The sequence below is a fragment of the Pseudarthrobacter sp. NCCP-2145 genome, assembly GCF_023708005.1.
In the GTDB taxonomy this organism is placed as follows: Bacteria; Actinomycetota; Actinomycetes; order Actinomycetales; family Micrococcaceae; genus Arthrobacter; species Arthrobacter oxydans.
Genome location: NZ_BRCG01000009.1, coordinates 20,423 through 35,146 on the forward strand (window position 1 = coordinate 20,423; position 14,724 = coordinate 35,146).

The 14,724-nt window shown below is 66.7% G+C and carries 16 protein-coding genes; 9 read left to right on the forward strand and 7 right to left on the reverse strand.

What is annotated here, in order from left to right:
• Positions 1 to 3 precede the first annotated feature (3 nt).
• Positions 4 to 1,125, reverse strand: coding sequence for a DNA alkylation repair protein (locus NFU08_RS09580; RefSeq protein ID WP_251422590.1), 1,122 nt, complete (start codon positions 1,123 to 1,125; stop codon positions 4 to 6).
• A 78-nt stretch (positions 1,126 to 1,203) separates the two neighbouring features.
• Between NFU08_RS09580 and NFU08_RS09585 the strand changes: the two genes are divergently transcribed.
• Positions 1,204 to 2,004, forward strand: coding sequence for a phosphatase PAP2 family protein (locus NFU08_RS09585; protein ID WP_251422593.1), 801 nt, complete (start codon positions 1,204 to 1,206; stop codon positions 2,002 to 2,004).
• Between the two features lie 32 nt (positions 2,005 to 2,036).
• On the opposite strand, the gene NFU08_RS09590 is transcribed toward NFU08_RS09585, so the two are convergent.
• Positions 2,037 to 2,357, reverse strand: coding sequence for a MerR family transcriptional regulator (locus NFU08_RS09590; protein WP_174177288.1), 321 nt, complete (start codon positions 2,355 to 2,357; stop codon positions 2,037 to 2,039).
• A 136-nt stretch (positions 2,358 to 2,493) separates the two neighbouring features.
• Between NFU08_RS09590 and NFU08_RS09595 the strand changes: the two genes are divergently transcribed.
• From NFU08_RS09595 to NFU08_RS09605, 3 genes are all read left to right on the forward strand, one after another.
• Positions 2,494 to 2,919: an Hsp20/alpha crystallin family protein gene (locus tag NFU08_RS09595; protein ID WP_251422810.1), complete on the forward strand. Its 426-nt coding sequence runs from the start codon at positions 2,494 to 2,496 to the stop codon at positions 2,917 to 2,919.
• 109 nt (positions 2,920 to 3,028) lie between these two features.
• On the forward strand, positions 3,029 to 3,352 hold the full coding sequence (locus tag NFU08_RS09600; RefSeq protein ID WP_251422596.1) for a J domain-containing protein: 324 nt from the start codon (positions 3,029 to 3,031) through the stop codon (positions 3,350 to 3,352).
• 97 nt (positions 3,353 to 3,449) lie between these two features.
• On the forward strand, positions 3,450 to 3,827 hold the full coding sequence (locus NFU08_RS09605; protein WP_174177286.1) for a hypothetical protein: 378 nt from the start codon (positions 3,450 to 3,452) through the stop codon (positions 3,825 to 3,827).
• A 28-nt stretch (positions 3,828 to 3,855) separates the two neighbouring features.
• On the opposite strand, the gene NFU08_RS09610 is transcribed toward NFU08_RS09605, so the two are convergent.
• The gene (locus tag NFU08_RS09610) at positions 3,856 to 5,265 is read right to left on the reverse strand and encodes an ATP-binding protein (protein ID WP_251422599.1); all 1,410 of its coding nucleotides are present in this window, start codon (positions 5,263 to 5,265) and stop codon (positions 3,856 to 3,858) included.
• Positions 5,266 to 5,412: 147 nt separating this feature from the next.
• Here NFU08_RS09610 and NFU08_RS09615 point away from each other — a divergent pair, with 147 nt between their 5' ends.
• Complete coding sequence (locus tag NFU08_RS09615) at positions 5,413 to 6,990, forward strand: glycoside hydrolase family 1 protein (protein ID WP_251422601.1); 1,578 nt, start codon at positions 5,413 to 5,415, stop codon at positions 6,988 to 6,990.
• On the opposite strand, the gene NFU08_RS09620 is transcribed toward NFU08_RS09615, so the two are convergent.
• The gene (locus tag NFU08_RS09620; protein WP_251422603.1) at positions 6,987 to 8,087 is read right to left on the reverse strand and encodes an App1 family protein; all 1,101 of its coding nucleotides are present in this window, start codon (positions 8,085 to 8,087) and stop codon (positions 6,987 to 6,989) included. The genes NFU08_RS09615 and NFU08_RS09620 overlap by 4 nt on opposite strands.
• 65 nt (positions 8,088 to 8,152) lie before the next feature.
• Complete coding sequence (locus NFU08_RS09625) at positions 8,153 to 8,884, reverse strand: DUF72 domain-containing protein (protein WP_251422606.1); 732 nt, start codon at positions 8,882 to 8,884, stop codon at positions 8,153 to 8,155.
• 61 nt (positions 8,885 to 8,945) lie between these two features.
• Here NFU08_RS09625 and NFU08_RS09630 point away from each other — a divergent pair, with 61 nt between their 5' ends.
• From NFU08_RS09630 to NFU08_RS09640, 3 genes are all read left to right on the forward strand, one after another.
• Positions 8,946 to 10,796, forward strand: a complete 1,851-nt coding sequence (locus NFU08_RS09630; RefSeq protein WP_251422609.1) for a glycoside hydrolase family 15 protein — start codon at positions 8,946 to 8,948, stop codon at positions 10,794 to 10,796.
• Between the two features lie 68 nt (positions 10,797 to 10,864).
• The gene (locus NFU08_RS09635; protein WP_251422612.1) at positions 10,865 to 11,155 is read left to right on the forward strand and encodes a hypothetical protein; all 291 of its coding nucleotides are present in this window, start codon (positions 10,865 to 10,867) and stop codon (positions 11,153 to 11,155) included.
• A complete protein-coding gene (locus NFU08_RS09640; RefSeq protein ID WP_251422615.1) occupies positions 11,155 to 11,874 on the forward strand; it encodes an HAD family hydrolase in 720 nt (239 codons plus the stop codon). Before NFU08_RS09635 ends, NFU08_RS09640 begins: the two co-directional genes overlap by 1 nt.
• 55 nt (positions 11,875 to 11,929) lie before the next feature.
• Here NFU08_RS09640 and NFU08_RS09645 read toward each other — a convergent pair whose 3' ends face one another.
• On the reverse strand, positions 11,930 to 12,178 hold the full coding sequence (locus tag NFU08_RS09645) for a hypothetical protein (protein ID WP_174177272.1): 249 nt from the start codon (positions 12,176 to 12,178) through the stop codon (positions 11,930 to 11,932).
• A gap of 169 nt (positions 12,179 to 12,347) precedes the next feature.
• Here NFU08_RS09645 and NFU08_RS09650 point away from each other — a divergent pair, with 169 nt between their 5' ends.
• On the forward strand, positions 12,348 to 13,529 hold the full coding sequence (locus tag NFU08_RS09650) for a zinc-dependent alcohol dehydrogenase (protein WP_251422618.1): 1,182 nt from the start codon (positions 12,348 to 12,350) through the stop codon (positions 13,527 to 13,529).
• Positions 13,530 to 13,556: 27 nt separating this feature from the next.
• Here NFU08_RS09650 and NFU08_RS09655 read toward each other — a convergent pair whose 3' ends face one another.
• On the reverse strand, positions 13,557 to 14,702 hold the full coding sequence (locus NFU08_RS09655; RefSeq protein WP_251422621.1) for a serine hydrolase: 1,146 nt from the start codon (positions 14,700 to 14,702) through the stop codon (positions 13,557 to 13,559).
• Positions 14,703 to 14,724 lie beyond the last annotated feature (22 nt).

Genomic DNA, 14,724 nt, shown 5'->3' on the forward strand with positions numbered 1-14,724 from the left:
GTGCTAGCCGGCGTTGCCGGTTTCGAGCAGGAACTCGGCGCGCCCATGCACCGCACCATTGATCTGCAGCTCCAGGGCGTGCAGGCCAGGGTGGTGCACCCTGGTGGTCATCTGCCTGAAGGCATGGCGTTTGGAGAGCCTCCTGCTCTCACCCGGGGCAAGGGTAAGCGTTGACACCTTGAAAACCTTGGCGGACTGGCTGCCATTGGCCTTGCGGTAGTGGACGAGGTAGTCCACGGCCAGGCGCACGTCGTGCGCGCCGGTGTTGGCTATCTCGAAGGAGAACGTCAGTTCACCGGGCAGGGTCAGGACCTCCCGGTCCAGGTGGGGCCCGGCCACCGCCACCTGCGCCGGCGAAAAACCAAGCAGTTCCAGTGCCTCCGGATGCCCTTTCTTGATGAGCGTGCGGAGCCCGTGCCGGACCACCCACCCCCTGTTGCCGTCAGCTGCGGAGAGCCACTCCCTTGCCGTGGCCACCACGGGGCCGGGTGCGTGCCGGGCAAGGTCATTGAGGTGATTGGCCACGGACCGCCGCACGTACTCCGAGGAGTCCCGATACAGCGCGGCCAGGACGGGAAGGGTGGCTTCGGGCCGCTCCACGAGGCCGGGCACGCGCACCGCCCACGGCAGGTAGGGGCGGGTTCCCTCACTCGCCAGGCGGCGGACATGCTCATCCGGGTGGGACGTCCACTCCAGGGCAGCGTCCAGTGCCCGGTCCAGGTTGTGGCGCAGCAGGCGGCGGACGGCAAACTCGCTGGTGAGCCGGGGCGTCAGTTCCGCCAGCAGGGCCAAGGCGTCGTCAAAGTCCTCCCCGGTGCCGGAATCCACGGCAAGGCTGGCAGCAGCCTCTGACACCGGCCACAGGATCCAGCCCGTGAACTCCGGAAACCGCAGGGCTGCACGGAAGCTGACCGCCGCCGTCGGATATCCGGCACCGGAGGCGCTCAGGACATCCTCCCGCAGCGCCTGCGCCGCAAGATCTGTCCGGGCGCGCAGGTTCAGGTCGCCCAGCAGGGAGGCGGCGGCGCGGGTCCGGGCCCACTGCACATCGGGAGCGGCCTCCGTGAGGACCGCCGCGGCAGAATGAACGGCGGCAGCGTCAATCAGTTCATTCATTGCACCCATGGAGTCAGGCTACCGCCAGTGCTGAACGCGATACTCTTCCCCTAGGAAAATCTCAACGGCGCAGGGACGGGCATCACAGTGGGACATCAGGATTCAGCAGGCTCCGCAACTACCAGCCGGAGCCGCGGCAGGTGGCGGGCCTTCCACGACAAGTTCGTGGTGGAGGAGCGCTACATGGTCCCCGCCGACCGGCGGGGACTGTACCGGGCGGCCATCATCCTGGTGGTGACGGGGGTTGCGCTGTTCATCGCCACACTGGTCAGCGTGCTGCAGGCCGATGGCCTCTCTGCCGCAGATGTGCCGGTCCGTGACTGGCTCCTGGGGATAAGGTCCGACGCCGGCACGGCCTTCATGATTTTCCTCGCCGTGGTCTTTGGCCCGATCGCCCTGCCCATCATCGTCCTGGTGGTTATCCTGTGGTGGGGCTTCGCCGCGAAACATGCCTGGCGCCCCATCCTGCTGGCGTCGGCGATGGTCACCGGGGTCATCATCTCCCAGATCATCCTGCGGATCGTCCAGCGCTCGCGGCCGCCCGTGGAGCAGATGCTGTTCGGGATCGACCACACGTTTTCGTTCCCGTCGGGGCATGTCCTGGGGGCGTGCGACTTCCTCCTGGTTGGAGCCTTCCTGGTGTTCTCCCGGCACAGCAACACCAAAGCAGCCGTTCTTGGTTTTGTGGGGGCGGGGATTGGCATCGTGCTTGCCGCCGTGAGCAGGTTGTACCTGGGATACCACTGGCTCAGCGACGCCCTCGCGTCGCTGTCCCTCTCCCTGGTCATCCTGGGCGGGGTCATTGCACTGGATACATGGCGCACCGCCCGTGTTCCCGGGGAGCGGATCACCGGTGAGCTGTCCAAGGCGGATTCGCCCCGCGACTGACTGGTCCGGGGGGTGAACTGTTGTCCGGCCCCTCAGCCTGGCGGCCTGGACCTGGCCCGCTTGAGGGCGCGGTGCAGTTTGTTGTTGGCGGCCTCAAGCTCCAGCACCTTGGCCACGCCCGCGAGGTTGAGGCCCTGTTCCAGGAGTTCGCCGATCCGCAGCAGCACGGCGATGTCGTCATCACTGTACTGGCGGGTGCCGCCGGACGTCCGCGACGGCGTCAGCAGGCCCCTGGTCTCGTAGAGCCGGATGTTCTGCTGTCCTGTTCCAGCCAGCTTCGCTGCCACCGAGATGGCGTACAGCGCGCGGCTGCTGCTCGGGCCGGTCTCCCGTCCCGCGTCCTGTTCCGCCATCAGTTCTCCAGTATCCGTCCGGGGTCTTGCTTCAGTTTCCCACGGGTGCTATAAAAAATCTATATCCATCACCATAGATTAACCGATGGATATGGCACAGGTGGAACACCTACTGAAGCTGAAGGAGTGGGAAATGATGTTGATGCGCACGGACCCGTTCCGTGAGCTGGACCGGCTCACGCAGCAGGTCTTCGGAACCGCCGCCCGCCCGGCTGCCATGCCCATGGACGCCTGGCAGGAAGACGGCGAGTTTGTAGTGGCCTTCGACCTGCCTGGCGTGAAGATGGATTCCCTGGACCTGAACGTTGAACGCAACGTCCTGACGGTCCGGGCGGAGCGCAAGGACCCCACCCAGCCCAATGTGGAACTGGTGGCCTCCGAACGTCCCCGCGGTGTCTTCAGCCGGCAACTGATCCTCGGTGACACGCTGGATACTGACAACATCAAGGCCAGCTACGACCAGGGCGTCCTGACCCTGCGGATACCGGTGGCTGAAAAGGCAAAGCCTCGCAGGATCGAGATCCAGACCCAGCAGAGCGAAAAGCACCAGATCGGAACCTAGCCACAGCCGGCAGGCGCGGGGGACCTCTTCACGGTTGCCCGCGCCTGGCGTTCTTGTCCGCCGGCGTCCGCGCCGCTCGCGGACGCCGGCGGAGCGGAAAAGGGCCACCATGACAACAAGCCCCGACTACTACGACACCCTGCGGGTCCAGCCGCACGCCACGCAACAGGAAATTTCGCGCGCCTACCGGGCCCTGATGCGCAGCCACCATCCGGACGTCGACGGCGGTACCTCCCCGGAAGGTGTGCTTCTGATGATCATGCAGGCCTACAACGTCCTCAGGGATCCTGAGCGGCGCGCCGCATATGACAAGCAGCGGGCCGCCGCTGCCGGACAGTCCGTTCCCGTCCGGAAGGTGCGCAGCCCCGGCGGACCCCGGCACCCCCTCATCAGGGTCACCCCGGTGCGGTGGGAAAGCGGGCCCTGGGCCTGACGATGATCCTGGCAGGGCCCCGGCAACGTCCCCGGCGGGGAACGGAACGGGGAGCGGAACACAACAACAGCAACACCGCGAGGAGGCGGAGAACCGGATGAGCGACTGGCGCCGATACGATTCACACCTGATTCCGGCATTCCACGAGCGCTTTGAACAGCGCTGGGGAGCCGGAACTGCTCCCTTCCTGGACCCTGAAGCGCATGAGCAGCCGCTGCCCCGTGCGCAATGGATCAACCCTGCCACGGGCGCAGCGCTGGCCGTTGTGCCGGTGTGGACGGCAGACGAGAAGCAGCAGCGGTCCTTTGGCGTGTTCTACCTTCCGCCCGGGGGCGACATCTGGGTCCTGCGGCCCGGCTACACGGGCTACCTCGAACCCGCTGACGGCGAAACAGAGCACCTGGTGACGCTCCGGAACGATGCCTTCCGGAAGGCGGTGGCCCACGCCAAGGAGTTCCTGTTCGGCTCCCAGTAGCCGCAGGGGCGGACCGGCAGCCCACGGGTTACTGCGGCCCGTGGCTGTGGGACGGCAACGTCCCGGCAGCGCTTCCGAGCAGGCTGCGGGTCAGGGTCTCGGCGTCCGCCATGAGCTCGTCCACTGCGGCATTCAGGTGGGCGTCAGCCACAGCCTCACCCGCTGCGGCAGCGGTCAACACCGCGCGTCGGACCAGCTCCCGTGCGAAGGACGCCGTGGTACCCGCGGTCCGTTCCGCGGCAGACTGCAGGGCCTCGGGACTGAAACGAGCATGCCTGCTGTAAAGCCGGAGAAGGCCGGTGCGTTCGGCGAGGGCGGGAAGGGGGATCTCCACGGCCAGGTCCACGCGGCCGGGACGCTGGGCCAGTGCCCGTTCAAGCAGGTCCGGCCGGTTCGTGGTGAGCACAAAGGCGACATCCGCGTCCTCGTCCAGCCCGTCCATGGCATCCAGTACCTCGAACAGCAGCGGCTGGGGGCCGTGGCCGAAGCTGCGGTCCTCCGCAATGAGGTCGCAGTCCTCCAGGACGACCATGGAGGGCTGCAGTGCCCTGGCTATCCGGGCCGCCTCGGAAATTCGGGCGAGTGAACCGCCCGAGAGCAGGATAGCCGTGGTGCCCGCGTCCTGGCCCAGGAGGTAACGGACGGTGTGGGTCTTGCCCGTTCCAGGCGGCCCGTAGAGCAGGACCCCGCGCTTGAGGTGCTGCCCATGTTCCCTGAGTGACTGCCGGTGGCCGGCAATGCCGACCACATGGCCGGCCACCTTCTGCAGCAGCCCGGACGGAAGGACCACCTCCTGTTCCTTGAGCCGGGGCCTGTGGTGGAAGGTCACCCCGCCGCTGCTGGGTCCGTACTCGCCCATGGTCAATGAAATGACCTGGCCCTGGAGGACGCTCTGGCTGTCCATTCGCCGGCGGTACTCCGCCAGGAACGCGGCGCCGGTCTCCGCGGTTCCAGCCACCAGCTCAAGTACCGCGGACTGCCGCCCGGAGCGCGGGTCCGCGGCCCGCTGCAGGACCGCAAGGCTGCCGCCGTCGTACGAAAAAAGCCGCAACCCGAATGCCACGGCCTGGCGCAGCGTGCCAGGGCCCACTGCCATGTTCACGAAGTCCGGCTGGGCGAGCGGAAACTGGGGGAAAAGCTGCGACTGCTGCACCATGTCGCTGAGGGATGCATGGTGGCGCTGGCCTCCGCCGCCGATGCCCACCAGCCTGCCTTGGGGATCCGTGGCGGTGAGTTCAGCCAGGACGATGTCCGCATCCACGAACCGGTGCGGCGGAATCTGTTCTTCCACCACGGCGAGTTTTTCGGCCGGCAGGCCCAGATGCTCCGTCAGCGCGTCAAGCAGTTGCGTACCCGCTGTTGCCTTATGGTTGCCAGCCGGTGCCAGCTGCACAAGTGCAGCGAAATCGTCGATGAACTTCCCCAGTTTTTCATCCATCCACAGACCCTAGCAGGGCCCAACGGGCTGCCCTCCGGCCCGGCGGGCTGCCGGGACACCGGCCGGGAACCGCCGTGCTCGTCAGGCGCCCACAGCTGTGCGATCCTGTTACGTACTTACAAACGCTCCGTTACAAAAGGCCCGCAGATGCACATCACCGCCAAAGAACTCGCTGCCCTTATCCCGTCCGGATTTACGCTCGGCGTGGCCACGGCTGCCTTCCAAATTGAGGGCGCGCTGGATGAGGACGGGCGGGGCCCGGCGGGCTGGGACGTCTTCGCGGCCAAGGACGGAGCCATCGTGGAAAACCACAGCCCCGTCATTGCCACGGACCACTACCACCGCATGCCGCAGGATGTTGCGCTCATGAAGCAACTCGGCGTGGACTCCTACCGTTTCTCCTTCGCGTGGCCGCGCATCCAGCCGACCGGGCGCGGGCCGGCCAACCGCGCCGGCCTGGCCTTCTACGACAGGCTCCTGGACGAGCTGCTGGCCAACGGCATTTCCCCCATGGCCACGATCTACCACTGGGACACCCCGCTGACGCTGGACGAAGCCGGCGGATGGATGAACCGGGACACCGCCTACCGGCTGGGCGAATACGCTGCCATCCTCGCGGAGGAATTCGGCGACAGGGTGGCGCGCTGGGTGACCATCAACGAACCTGCCACGGTCAGCACCAACGGCTACACGCTCGGCCTGCACTCACCCGGCAAGGAACTGATGCTGGGGGCATTCCCGACGGTGCACCACCAGCTGCTGGGGCACGGCCTCGCCGTCCAGGCCCTGCGCGCCGCCAAGGTGCCGGGGGAGATCGGCATGACCAACGTCTACTCGCCCATGGTGCCCAATTCCATCAACCCGCTGGACAGGATCAGCGCCGGGCTGATGGACCTGGCCCAGAACCGGCTCTATGCGGACCCCGTGCTGACCGGCAAATACCCGGACCTGATCCGGGCGGCCAAGTTCTTCAGCTCCTTCGAGCACCCGGACGAGGATATGGAACTGATCTCCCAGCCGCTGGACTTCTACGGGCTCAACTACTACATGCCCACCAAAGTGGCGGTAGGGCCGGGCGGCGGAGCAGTGCCCGCCAGCATGGCCGAAGCCATGGGCAGCGACCTGAGCGCGGCCGGCAATGGCGGAACACCGTTCCACGTCGAAACCTGGCCCGAGGCGGACATCACCGCCTACGGCTGGCCGGTGAAGCCCGAGTACATGGCCGTGGCCCTGAAGGAGATGGGCGAACGCTATCCCAACCTTCCGCCGGTCATCCTCACGGAGGGCGGCGCCAGCTTCGAGGACATCATCGTCCGGGACAAGTCCACCAACACCAGGTTCATCCCGGATGAGCGGCGGCTCAAGTACCTCTCTGACCACCTTGAGGCGGCCCTGAAGGCTACTGCCCCGGGCGGGGATGCCGCATCGGTTGACCTTCGGGGCTATTACGTGTGGTCGCTCCTGGACAACTTCGAATGGTCCGCCGGGTACAACCAGCCCTTCGGCCTCCTGCACGTGGACTTCGAAACACTGGAACGGACCCCAAAAGCCTCCTACTTCTGGCTCCAGGAACTCATCGAGGAGCGTGACCTTGCCGCCGCGGCAGGCACCGCCATAGCAGAGGCCATGGCAGGTGACGCCCTGGACGTCGAGGTCTTGGGCGCCGGGGCGATGGGAAATGATGTGCCCGACGACGACGTTCCCGCCGTGGGTGCCAGCGCCTAGAGCAGGTCCAGGGCCGTGAGCTGTTTGGCGATGCCGGCGCCGTCCGGTGAATAGATCCACGGAACCTGCGACGCGGTATGGTCCCCGTCCTCGGAGTGGCCGCCGGCGAACACCGATTCGCTGACGGACAGCTGGCGGATGGCGATCGCGGCTACCTTGTCCGGGTGCTCCTGCGAGAAGCCGGAATAGATGGCTTCGTCATGCTGGCCGTTGTCCCCGATCAGGAGCCACTGCATGTCCGGGAATTCCCTGGCGAGCCGCTCCAGGTTCCGGTGTTTGTGGTCCTGGCCGCTGCGGAACCACCGGTCCTGCGTGAGGCCCCAGTCGGTCAGCAGCAGCGCCCCGGACGGATACATGTTGCGGGTCAGGAAGCGTGCCAGCGTGGGCGCGGCGTTCCAGGGTCCCGTGGAAAGGTAGATCACCGGCGCGTCCGGATGCTCCACCGTGAGCCGGTCCAGCAGGACAGCCATGCCGGGTGTTGCCATGCGTGCCCGCTCGCTCAACACGAAGGTGTTCCACAGAGCCAGGAACGGCCGGGGCAGGGCAGTCACCATGACGGTGTCATCGATATCTGACACGATCCCGAACTTCACGTCCGGCGCGATGACCCGGATCCTGGCCTCGACGGGCTCCGTGCCCTCGGCGCGCAGAACCGCGGTATGCCAGCCTGGCTCCAGCTGGACGCTGACTTCCGTATCGATCAGCCCGCCCCTGTCCGCCCGGACATGGGTGACAACATCGCCGATGGTGATCTCGACGTCGGTGAACTGCAAAGGAACGCTGGTGAAGGCCCGCCAGCCGCGCACGTTCTGGTTGCCGTTCTGCGCTGCGTGCTCCGCCTTGCTTCCGGGCATCGGCTTCTGGGTCAGCAGGACCCGTCCCAGGACGCGCACCAGGCTGGTTGATCCGTAGCCCTGGTACGCAATGGTCTGCGGCACGAACTTCCAGCGCTTGGCCAGCTGGATGCGCACACCGTTGACGCCGTCGGAAATCCGGTGGGCAAGCTTGAACACCGTGTTGCCGGAAAGCTGGGACTGCCCTTCCGGGTCCGGTCGTGTCGCGGCGTTCTGTGGCGGGGTCTGGGGGGCCGTGTCCATGGGACCACTCTGCCACAGGCTGAAGCGCGCCGAGCTACCCTGGTCCTTGCCGTTCCTCCATGACGTCACCCTTCCCCCAGGATCCAGCGCAGGGTCTCGGCGTTGCGCACTGCGTTGCCGCCGCCGTCGTTATTGAAGTAGGCGTAGACGTCCAGGCCGCTGCCGGACCACTCGCGGATCCGGTCGGCCCACCAGCGAAGGTCGGCATCCGAATAGGAGCCTGCGTAGAGGTGCTGGTGGTCGGGGCCGTGCAGCCGCACGTACGTGAACGGTGCAGTAGTGCGCAGGATACAGGGAAGGTTGGCCCCGCTCATGATGCAGTAGGCGGCCTGGTGCCGCTCCAGCAGAGCGTAGACGTCGTCGCAGTCCCAGCTGGGATGCCGGAACTCCACAGCCACCCGGATCCATCCCGGAATCCTGGCCAGGAAGTAGTCCAGCCGGGCGTCGTCGCGTTCCATCCCGGGCGGCAGCTGCACCAGGAGGACTGCCCGCTTATCGCCGAGCTCGTGCCAGCACCGCTGAATCCGTTCCACCCATATCTCCGGCTGGTAAAGCTTCCGGGCGTGGGTCAGTCCGCGGGGAGCCTTGACCGACATGCTGAAGCCCGCAGGCAAACGCCGGTTCCAGCCCGCAAACGTGGTGTCCCGGGGCCACCGGTAGAAGCTGGCATTAAGCTCAACGGTGCTGAACCGGGCAACGTAATGCTTGAGCCGGTCCCTCGCCGGGAGCCCCGGCGGATAGAGGACGTTCTCCCAATGGTCGTAGCTCCAGCCGGAGGTGCCGATGTGGACTGCCATGACTGCAGGCTACATCGAATCGTGCCCATCACCGCGGGGCGGACTGTGGCAGTGTAAGCACATGGCGCGCATCGAGGATTATGCAGTTGTTGGCGACCTTCAAACGGGGGCCTTGATCAGCAAGGAAGGCTCCATCGACTGGCTGTGCCTGCCACGGTTCGATTCCCCGGCATGCTTCAATTCCCTGCTGGACAGTCCTGACGCGGGGCGCTGGCTGCTGGCGCCGGAGGGTGGCGGCCCCTGCACCCGCCGGGGTTACCGGGACGGCACCCTGGTGCTGGAGACGGAGTGGGAAACACCTGAAGGAACGGTGCGCGTCATCGACTTCATGCCGCCCCGCGACTCCGTGGCGGACATCGTCCGCATTGTGGTGGGCGTCAGCGGAACCGTGCGGATGCACAGCGAGCTGGTGCTCCGCTTCGACTACGGCCACATCATCCCCTGGGTCCGCAGTGACAACCTGGGCCTGCACGCCATCGCCGGCCCCGACGCCGTCTACCTGGTGACACCGGCACCCCTCCGCGGCGAGAACATGCACACCCTCAGTGACTTCACCGTCAGCGCGGGGGAGCGCGTCCCGTTTGTCCTGACGTGGGCGCCAAGCCACGTGGGCCGGCCGCACAGCGTGGACGCTGAAGAGGTCCTGGGCACCACCTCCGCCTTTTGGCGCGGCTGGGCATCGCAGTGCACGGTCAAAGGGAAGTACCAGGACGCGGTGGTGCGGTCCCTGGTGACCCTGAAGGCACTGACCTACGCCCCCACCGGCGGCATCGTGGCGGCCGTGACCACGTCCCTTCCCGAGCAGCTGGGCGGTCCGCGCAACTGGGACTACCGGTACTGCTGGCTGCGGGACGCCACCATGACGCTGCAGGCCCTCATGGCAGCCGGCTACACGGCCGAGGCGGCGGCCTGGCGGGACTGGCTGCTCCGCGCGGTGGCCGGCGACCCCGCCGACCTGCAGATCATGTACGGCATCCACGGTGAGCGCCGCCTGCCGGAGATGGAACTGCCGTGGCTGAAGGGCTACGAGAACTCGTCCCCGGTGCGGATCGGCAACGGGGCGGCCGAGCAGCTGCAGCTCGATGTGTGGGGCGAGGTGCTGGACTGCCTCGCCCTGACCCGGAATTCGCTGCTGACGCATCCGGATGAATCATGGGACGTCCAGCTTTCCCTGATGGAGCACCTCGAGAAGATCTGGGACCAGCCGGACAACGGGCTGTGGGAGATGCGCGGGCCCCGCCGGCATTTCACGCATTCGAAGGTCATGGCCTGGGTAGCCGCGGACCGGATGGTCAAAGGCGTCCGCGAGTCCGGCCTTTCCGGACCGGTGGAGCGCTGGGAGCGGCTGCGGGACACCATCCACCGGGACGTTATGGCCAACGGGTTCGACGCCGTCCGCAACACGTTCGTCCAGTCCTACGGCAGGCCCGAGCTCGATGCCAGCCTCCTCCTGATCCCGCGCGTCGGCTTCCTGCCTCCGGACGATCCGCGGGTAATCGGGACCATCGACGCCATCCAGCGCGATCTCACCGAGGACGGGTTCGTCCTCCGCTACCGTCCTGAAGAGAGCGACGACGGCCTGCCGGGGGACGAGGGTGTTTTCCTCGCGTGCTCCTTCTGGCTGGTGGAGGCGCTCCTGGGTGCGGGCAGGCATGAGGAATCACGGGAACTCTTCGAGCGGCTGCTGGAGCTGCGGAACGACGTGGGGATGCTGAGCGAGGAATGGGCCGTGAAGGCCGGCCGGCAGCTGGGCAATACCCCGCAGGCCTTCAGCCACTTCGCGCTTGTGACTAGCGCCCTGGAGCTGCATCAGGATACGGTTCGGCGAAGTGACACCCCCATTCCGCCGGAGACGGCGGGACGTGCTGAGGCGGCGCGGACAGGGGTGGCTTCTCCTTCGCAGAACAGATAAGTATACTTACTAACACCTCAGTGCTCCTGACGAAGCACAACGCGGTGACTGATGGAGGAGTGATACGAATGGCCGGATATTTTGAGCTCGTGGATGCGCCTGACGGCGGCTACAGGGTGCGGATGCTGGATGGAGCCGGGAGCCTCATGGCCATCTCGGTCACCTTCCCCACGAAAAGGGCTGCTGTTGCCGGCGTGGCGATGGCACGGGAAATTGCAGGGACCGGGCTGATCCGGGACAAGAGCCACGACGGCGCAGGAACGGTCCTCCGGGAACGCGTCCGCCCCGTGAATTCTGCCAAGGAAGAGGCGGCCCGCCAGAAGAAGGCGCCGGCAGCCAAGCGGGCAGCGGTCGGCTGATGGCACACCACAACCCTGTACCCCCTGGCGGACGACGCCGGGGGGTTCTTTTTGACGTTGACGGCACCCTGATCGACTCGTCCTACATCCATACGGTCGCCTGGTGGGGTGCCTTCCGGCAGCAGGGCTACGACATCCCGATGGCCACCATCCACCACCATGTGGGCATGGGCGGCGACCGCCTGGTGGACAGCCTCCTGCCCGAGGGGCGCGACCGGTCCCTCGACCCGGAGGTCATGGCCAGCCACGGGGCGCTCTACGCATCCCACTGGCCATCGCTCCGTGCCTTTGACGGAGCCAGGGACCTGCTGGCCCGGTGCCATGCCGGAGGCCTGGCCGTTGCGCTGGCCTCCTCGGCGCGCAGGAAAGACCTGGACGTCATGAAGTCCGTCCTGGGCGCCGACGCCTTCATCGACGGCGCCACCAGCGCCAACGACGCAAAGAACAGCAAGCCGGCACCGGACATCCTCGTGGCGGCACTGGATGCCATTGGCGTCCAGGCCGCAGACGCCGTCTACATCGGGGACGCCGTGTGGGACATGAAGGCTGCTGCAGCCCTGGGGATCCCGTCGATTGCCGTGACATGCGGGGGGACAAGTGCAGGCGAACTCCGGGATGCAGGCGCGGCGGAGGTCTACGAAGGGCCGCGGGACCTCCTGGAGAACGTGTCCTCCAGCGTCCTTGGCCGGCTGCTCGCCAGTACGGAAGGGCCGCGCTGAGGCGCGTGGCAGGGTGGCCTGGCTGGGGCGTTTGCCGTTCGGCCGGCCAGCCGGTTCAGACGCTTTGGCCGCCGGTGACGGCATCCTCGTCGCCCGCGTTAGCGGGTTTGTTCCACACCACCGCCACCCTGACTGAACCGTCATCGCTCCGCTCGATGTCCGTGCTCACTTCCGCCATGTTGGCACCCATCTCCATGATCCTGGTGCGGTAGGTGCCCACGAGTTCCTCCAGGCTCTCTTCCGTCCATTCGCCTGGCCGTATGCGGGTGGAGATCTCAACCGGTTCCGGCTGGTAGAGCGTCATGGCGTTCCTCTTTCGCGCGTGTCCTGGGATCTGGCCCTTCCTACGCTAGAAGCCCCGGGGCCCCGCGACAAGACTTTAGTCAGCTTACTTACTTTTTTCTGCCGGAACCGATACCGTCGGTTGATGGGCTCCGCCCGGACTGAAGGCAAAACCTGCGGAAAGGCGAATCGTGAAAGCACTGACCTGGCAAGGAAAACGCTCGGTAAGCGTGGCAGAAGTACCCGACCCCGTCATCCAGGATCCGACGGACGCCATTGTGCGGATCACGTCGACGGCGATCTGCGGCTCGGACCTGCACCTGTACGAGGTGCTCGGCGCGTACATGCAAAAGGGCGACGTCATGGGCCATGAGCCGATGGGCATCGTCGAGGAGGTGGGCAGCGCCGTCACCAACCTCCGCAAGGGCGACCGCGTGGTGATACCTTTCAACATCTCCTGCGGCCACTGCTTCATGTGTGCCCAAGGACTGCAGTCGCAGTGTGAAACCTCTCAGGTCAGGAGCAAGGGTTCCGGCGCCGCGCTTTTCGGCTTCTCCGAACTTTACGGCTCGGTTCCGGGCGGGCAGGCGGAGTACCTGCGTGTGCCCCACGCGGACTACGGGCCGGTGAAGGTGGGCAGCGAACTTCCGGATGACAGGTACTTGTTCCTTTCCGACATCCTTCCCACCGCCTGGCAGGGCGTCGAATACGCGGACGTCCCGCCCGGAGGTACCCTCGCGGTCTTTGGGCTCGGGCCCGTGGGACAGTTCGCGAGCCGTATCGGCGTGCAGCGCGGGCTTAGGGTCGTCGGCGTGGATCCGGTCCCCGAGCGCCGCGCGATGGCGGAGCGGCACGGCGTGGAAACCCTCGACTACGGCAAGGACGTGGCGGACCAGTTGCGGGAGATGACCGCCGGGCGGGGACCGGACGCGGTCATTGACGCCGTCGGGATGGAAGCCCACGGTTCCCCTGTTGCGGGTTTCGCCCACCAGGCGCTCGCACTGCTGCCCGACAAGCTCGCCCAGAAGGCGATGGAAACTGCCGGCGTGGACCGCCTGGCCGTGCTCCACACCTCGATCGACGCAGTACGGCGCGGCGGCACGCTGTCCCTGAGCGGCGTGTACGGCGGCCAGGCCAGCCCCATGCCCCTGCTGACCATGTTCGACAAGCAGATCCAGGTCCGGATGGGCCAGTGCAACGTCCGGCGCTGGACCGATGACATCCTGCCCCTGGTGGAGGACGACGCCGATCCGCTGGGCGTGATGGACCTGGTCACCCACCGCTCGGGGCTGGAAGGCGCGCCTGCCCTGTACGAAAAGTTCCAGAAGAAAGAGGACGGCTGCATCATGGTGGTCCTGAACCCGGGGGCCTGACCCCGCACGAAGCTCGACAGGATGCCCTCAGCACAGGCTGTTGAGGGCTTCCTGTGCCACGTCCTGCATCTCATGGATCAGCGGGTGGGCCTCAAGGGTGGGCGGTGCCGGAGGGTAGGCGAGGGACATTGCCAGCTGGATCCTGCCGTCCTCGCTGGTCATGGCGATCATTCCGTATCCGTCGGTGTCACCGGGCAGGCCGTAGTAGAAGCGGTTGTTGCAGGTGTTGTTCCAGCGCCGCAGGGCAAAGCCGTAGTACTGCGAGTAGCCGCCCTTCATGGCCGTCACGCTGTCCGGGGGCAGCAGCCTGCCCTGCAGCAGCGCGGCGTAGAACGTGTTCACTTCCTCCACAGTTGAGAGGGCCCCGGTGGAGGCCGATTCCGCCTGCCAGGCCGGCATGCTGGCATCCGTGCGCCTGCCCTCCAGGGTGATGTACCCGTGGACCATGCCGGTGGGCGGGGGGCCGCCCATCCGGGTCGCCTCCAGGCGCAGGGGGCGGGCGATGTCCTCAGCCAGGACCTCATCGATACCCCGGCCGCGGAGCCGTTCAACAATGAGGGCAAGCGCCGCGTAGTTCGAACGGGAGTAGTCGAAGATCCGTGCCAGCCGGCCGTCCCACGGCTCGGTGGCCGCCAGGGCCAGCTGCTGTTCGAGGCTGAGCGGCCGGTTCATCGTTTCTGCCCAGCTTCCGGACGCCAGCAGGGGGACGGAAAAATCGGGGATCCCGGATTCGTGGGTCAGGAGCTGCCGCACGCTCACAGGGCCGGGCGGATGGAGGACGCTGCCGAACTCGGGCAGGTAGCGGCTGGCCTGGCTGTCCAGGTCCAGCCTGCCCTCCGCCGCAAGTTTCATCACCGAGACGGCGATCAGGGATTCGGTAATGCCGCCCACACGGACGGTATCGGATACCGTGGCGGGCTCGGCCGAGTCCAGGCTCCGCACTCCGGCGGCGTGGCTCCAGGTGCCGGTTCCGGTCCTGACGGCGATCAGGACGGCGGGGGCGCCCTCCGCCAGCATCCGGGCGCTGAAGGCCTCCAGCAGCGCAAAGGCGGCGGGCGGCTCCGGCTTCGGGGGATCGGGTTCCCGGATGCAGCCGGCAGAGGCTCCCACCAGCAGGGCCACGCACAGGGCTGCCGCCGTACGCTTCCACCCGCGGACCCGGATTGTGCCCATGCCACCATTTTTCCCCCAACCA

What these genes read in the sequence shown, in the direction of transcription:
- NFU08_RS09580 (WP_251422590.1), bottom strand. Translation starts at nt 1,125, where the DNA reads ATGGGTGCAATGAATGAACTGATTGACGCTGCCGCCGTTCATTCTGCC.
- NFU08_RS09590 (WP_174177288.1), bottom strand. Translation starts at nt 2,357, where the DNA reads ATGGCGGAACAGGACGCGGGACGGGAGACCGGCCCGAGCAGCAGCCGC.
- NFU08_RS09595 (WP_251422810.1), top strand. Translation starts at nt 2,494, where the DNA reads ATGTTGATGCGCACGGACCCGTTCCGTGAGCTGGACCGGCTCACGCAG.
- NFU08_RS09600 (WP_251422596.1), top strand. Translation starts at nt 3,029, where the DNA reads ATGACAACAAGCCCCGACTACTACGACACCCTGCGGGTCCAGCCGCAC.
- NFU08_RS09605 (WP_174177286.1), top strand. Translation starts at nt 3,450, where the DNA reads ATGAGCGACTGGCGCCGATACGATTCACACCTGATTCCGGCATTCCAC.
- NFU08_RS09610 (WP_251422599.1), bottom strand. Translation starts at nt 5,265, where the DNA reads ATGGATGAAAAACTGGGGAAGTTCATCGACGATTTCGCTGCACTTGTG.
- NFU08_RS09615 (WP_251422601.1), top strand. Translation starts at nt 5,413, where the DNA reads ATGCACATCACCGCCAAAGAACTCGCTGCCCTTATCCCGTCCGGATTT.
- NFU08_RS09620 (WP_251422603.1), bottom strand. Translation starts at nt 8,087, where the DNA reads ATGGACACGGCCCCCCAGACCCCGCCACAGAACGCCGCGACACGACCG.
- NFU08_RS09625 (WP_251422606.1), bottom strand. Translation starts at nt 8,884, where the DNA reads ATGGCAGTCCACATCGGCACCTCCGGCTGGAGCTACGACCATTGGGAG.
- NFU08_RS09630 (WP_251422609.1), top strand. Translation starts at nt 8,946, where the DNA reads ATGGCGCGCATCGAGGATTATGCAGTTGTTGGCGACCTTCAAACGGGG.
- NFU08_RS09635 (WP_251422612.1), top strand. Translation starts at nt 10,865, where the DNA reads ATGGCCGGATATTTTGAGCTCGTGGATGCGCCTGACGGCGGCTACAGG.
- NFU08_RS09640 (WP_251422615.1), top strand. Translation starts at nt 11,155, where the DNA reads ATGGCACACCACAACCCTGTACCCCCTGGCGGACGACGCCGGGGGGTT.
- NFU08_RS09645 (WP_174177272.1), bottom strand. Translation starts at nt 12,178, where the DNA reads ATGACGCTCTACCAGCCGGAACCGGTTGAGATCTCCACCCGCATACGG.
- NFU08_RS09655 (WP_251422621.1), bottom strand. Translation starts at nt 14,702, where the DNA reads ATGGGCACAATCCGGGTCCGCGGGTGGAAGCGTACGGCGGCAGCCCTG.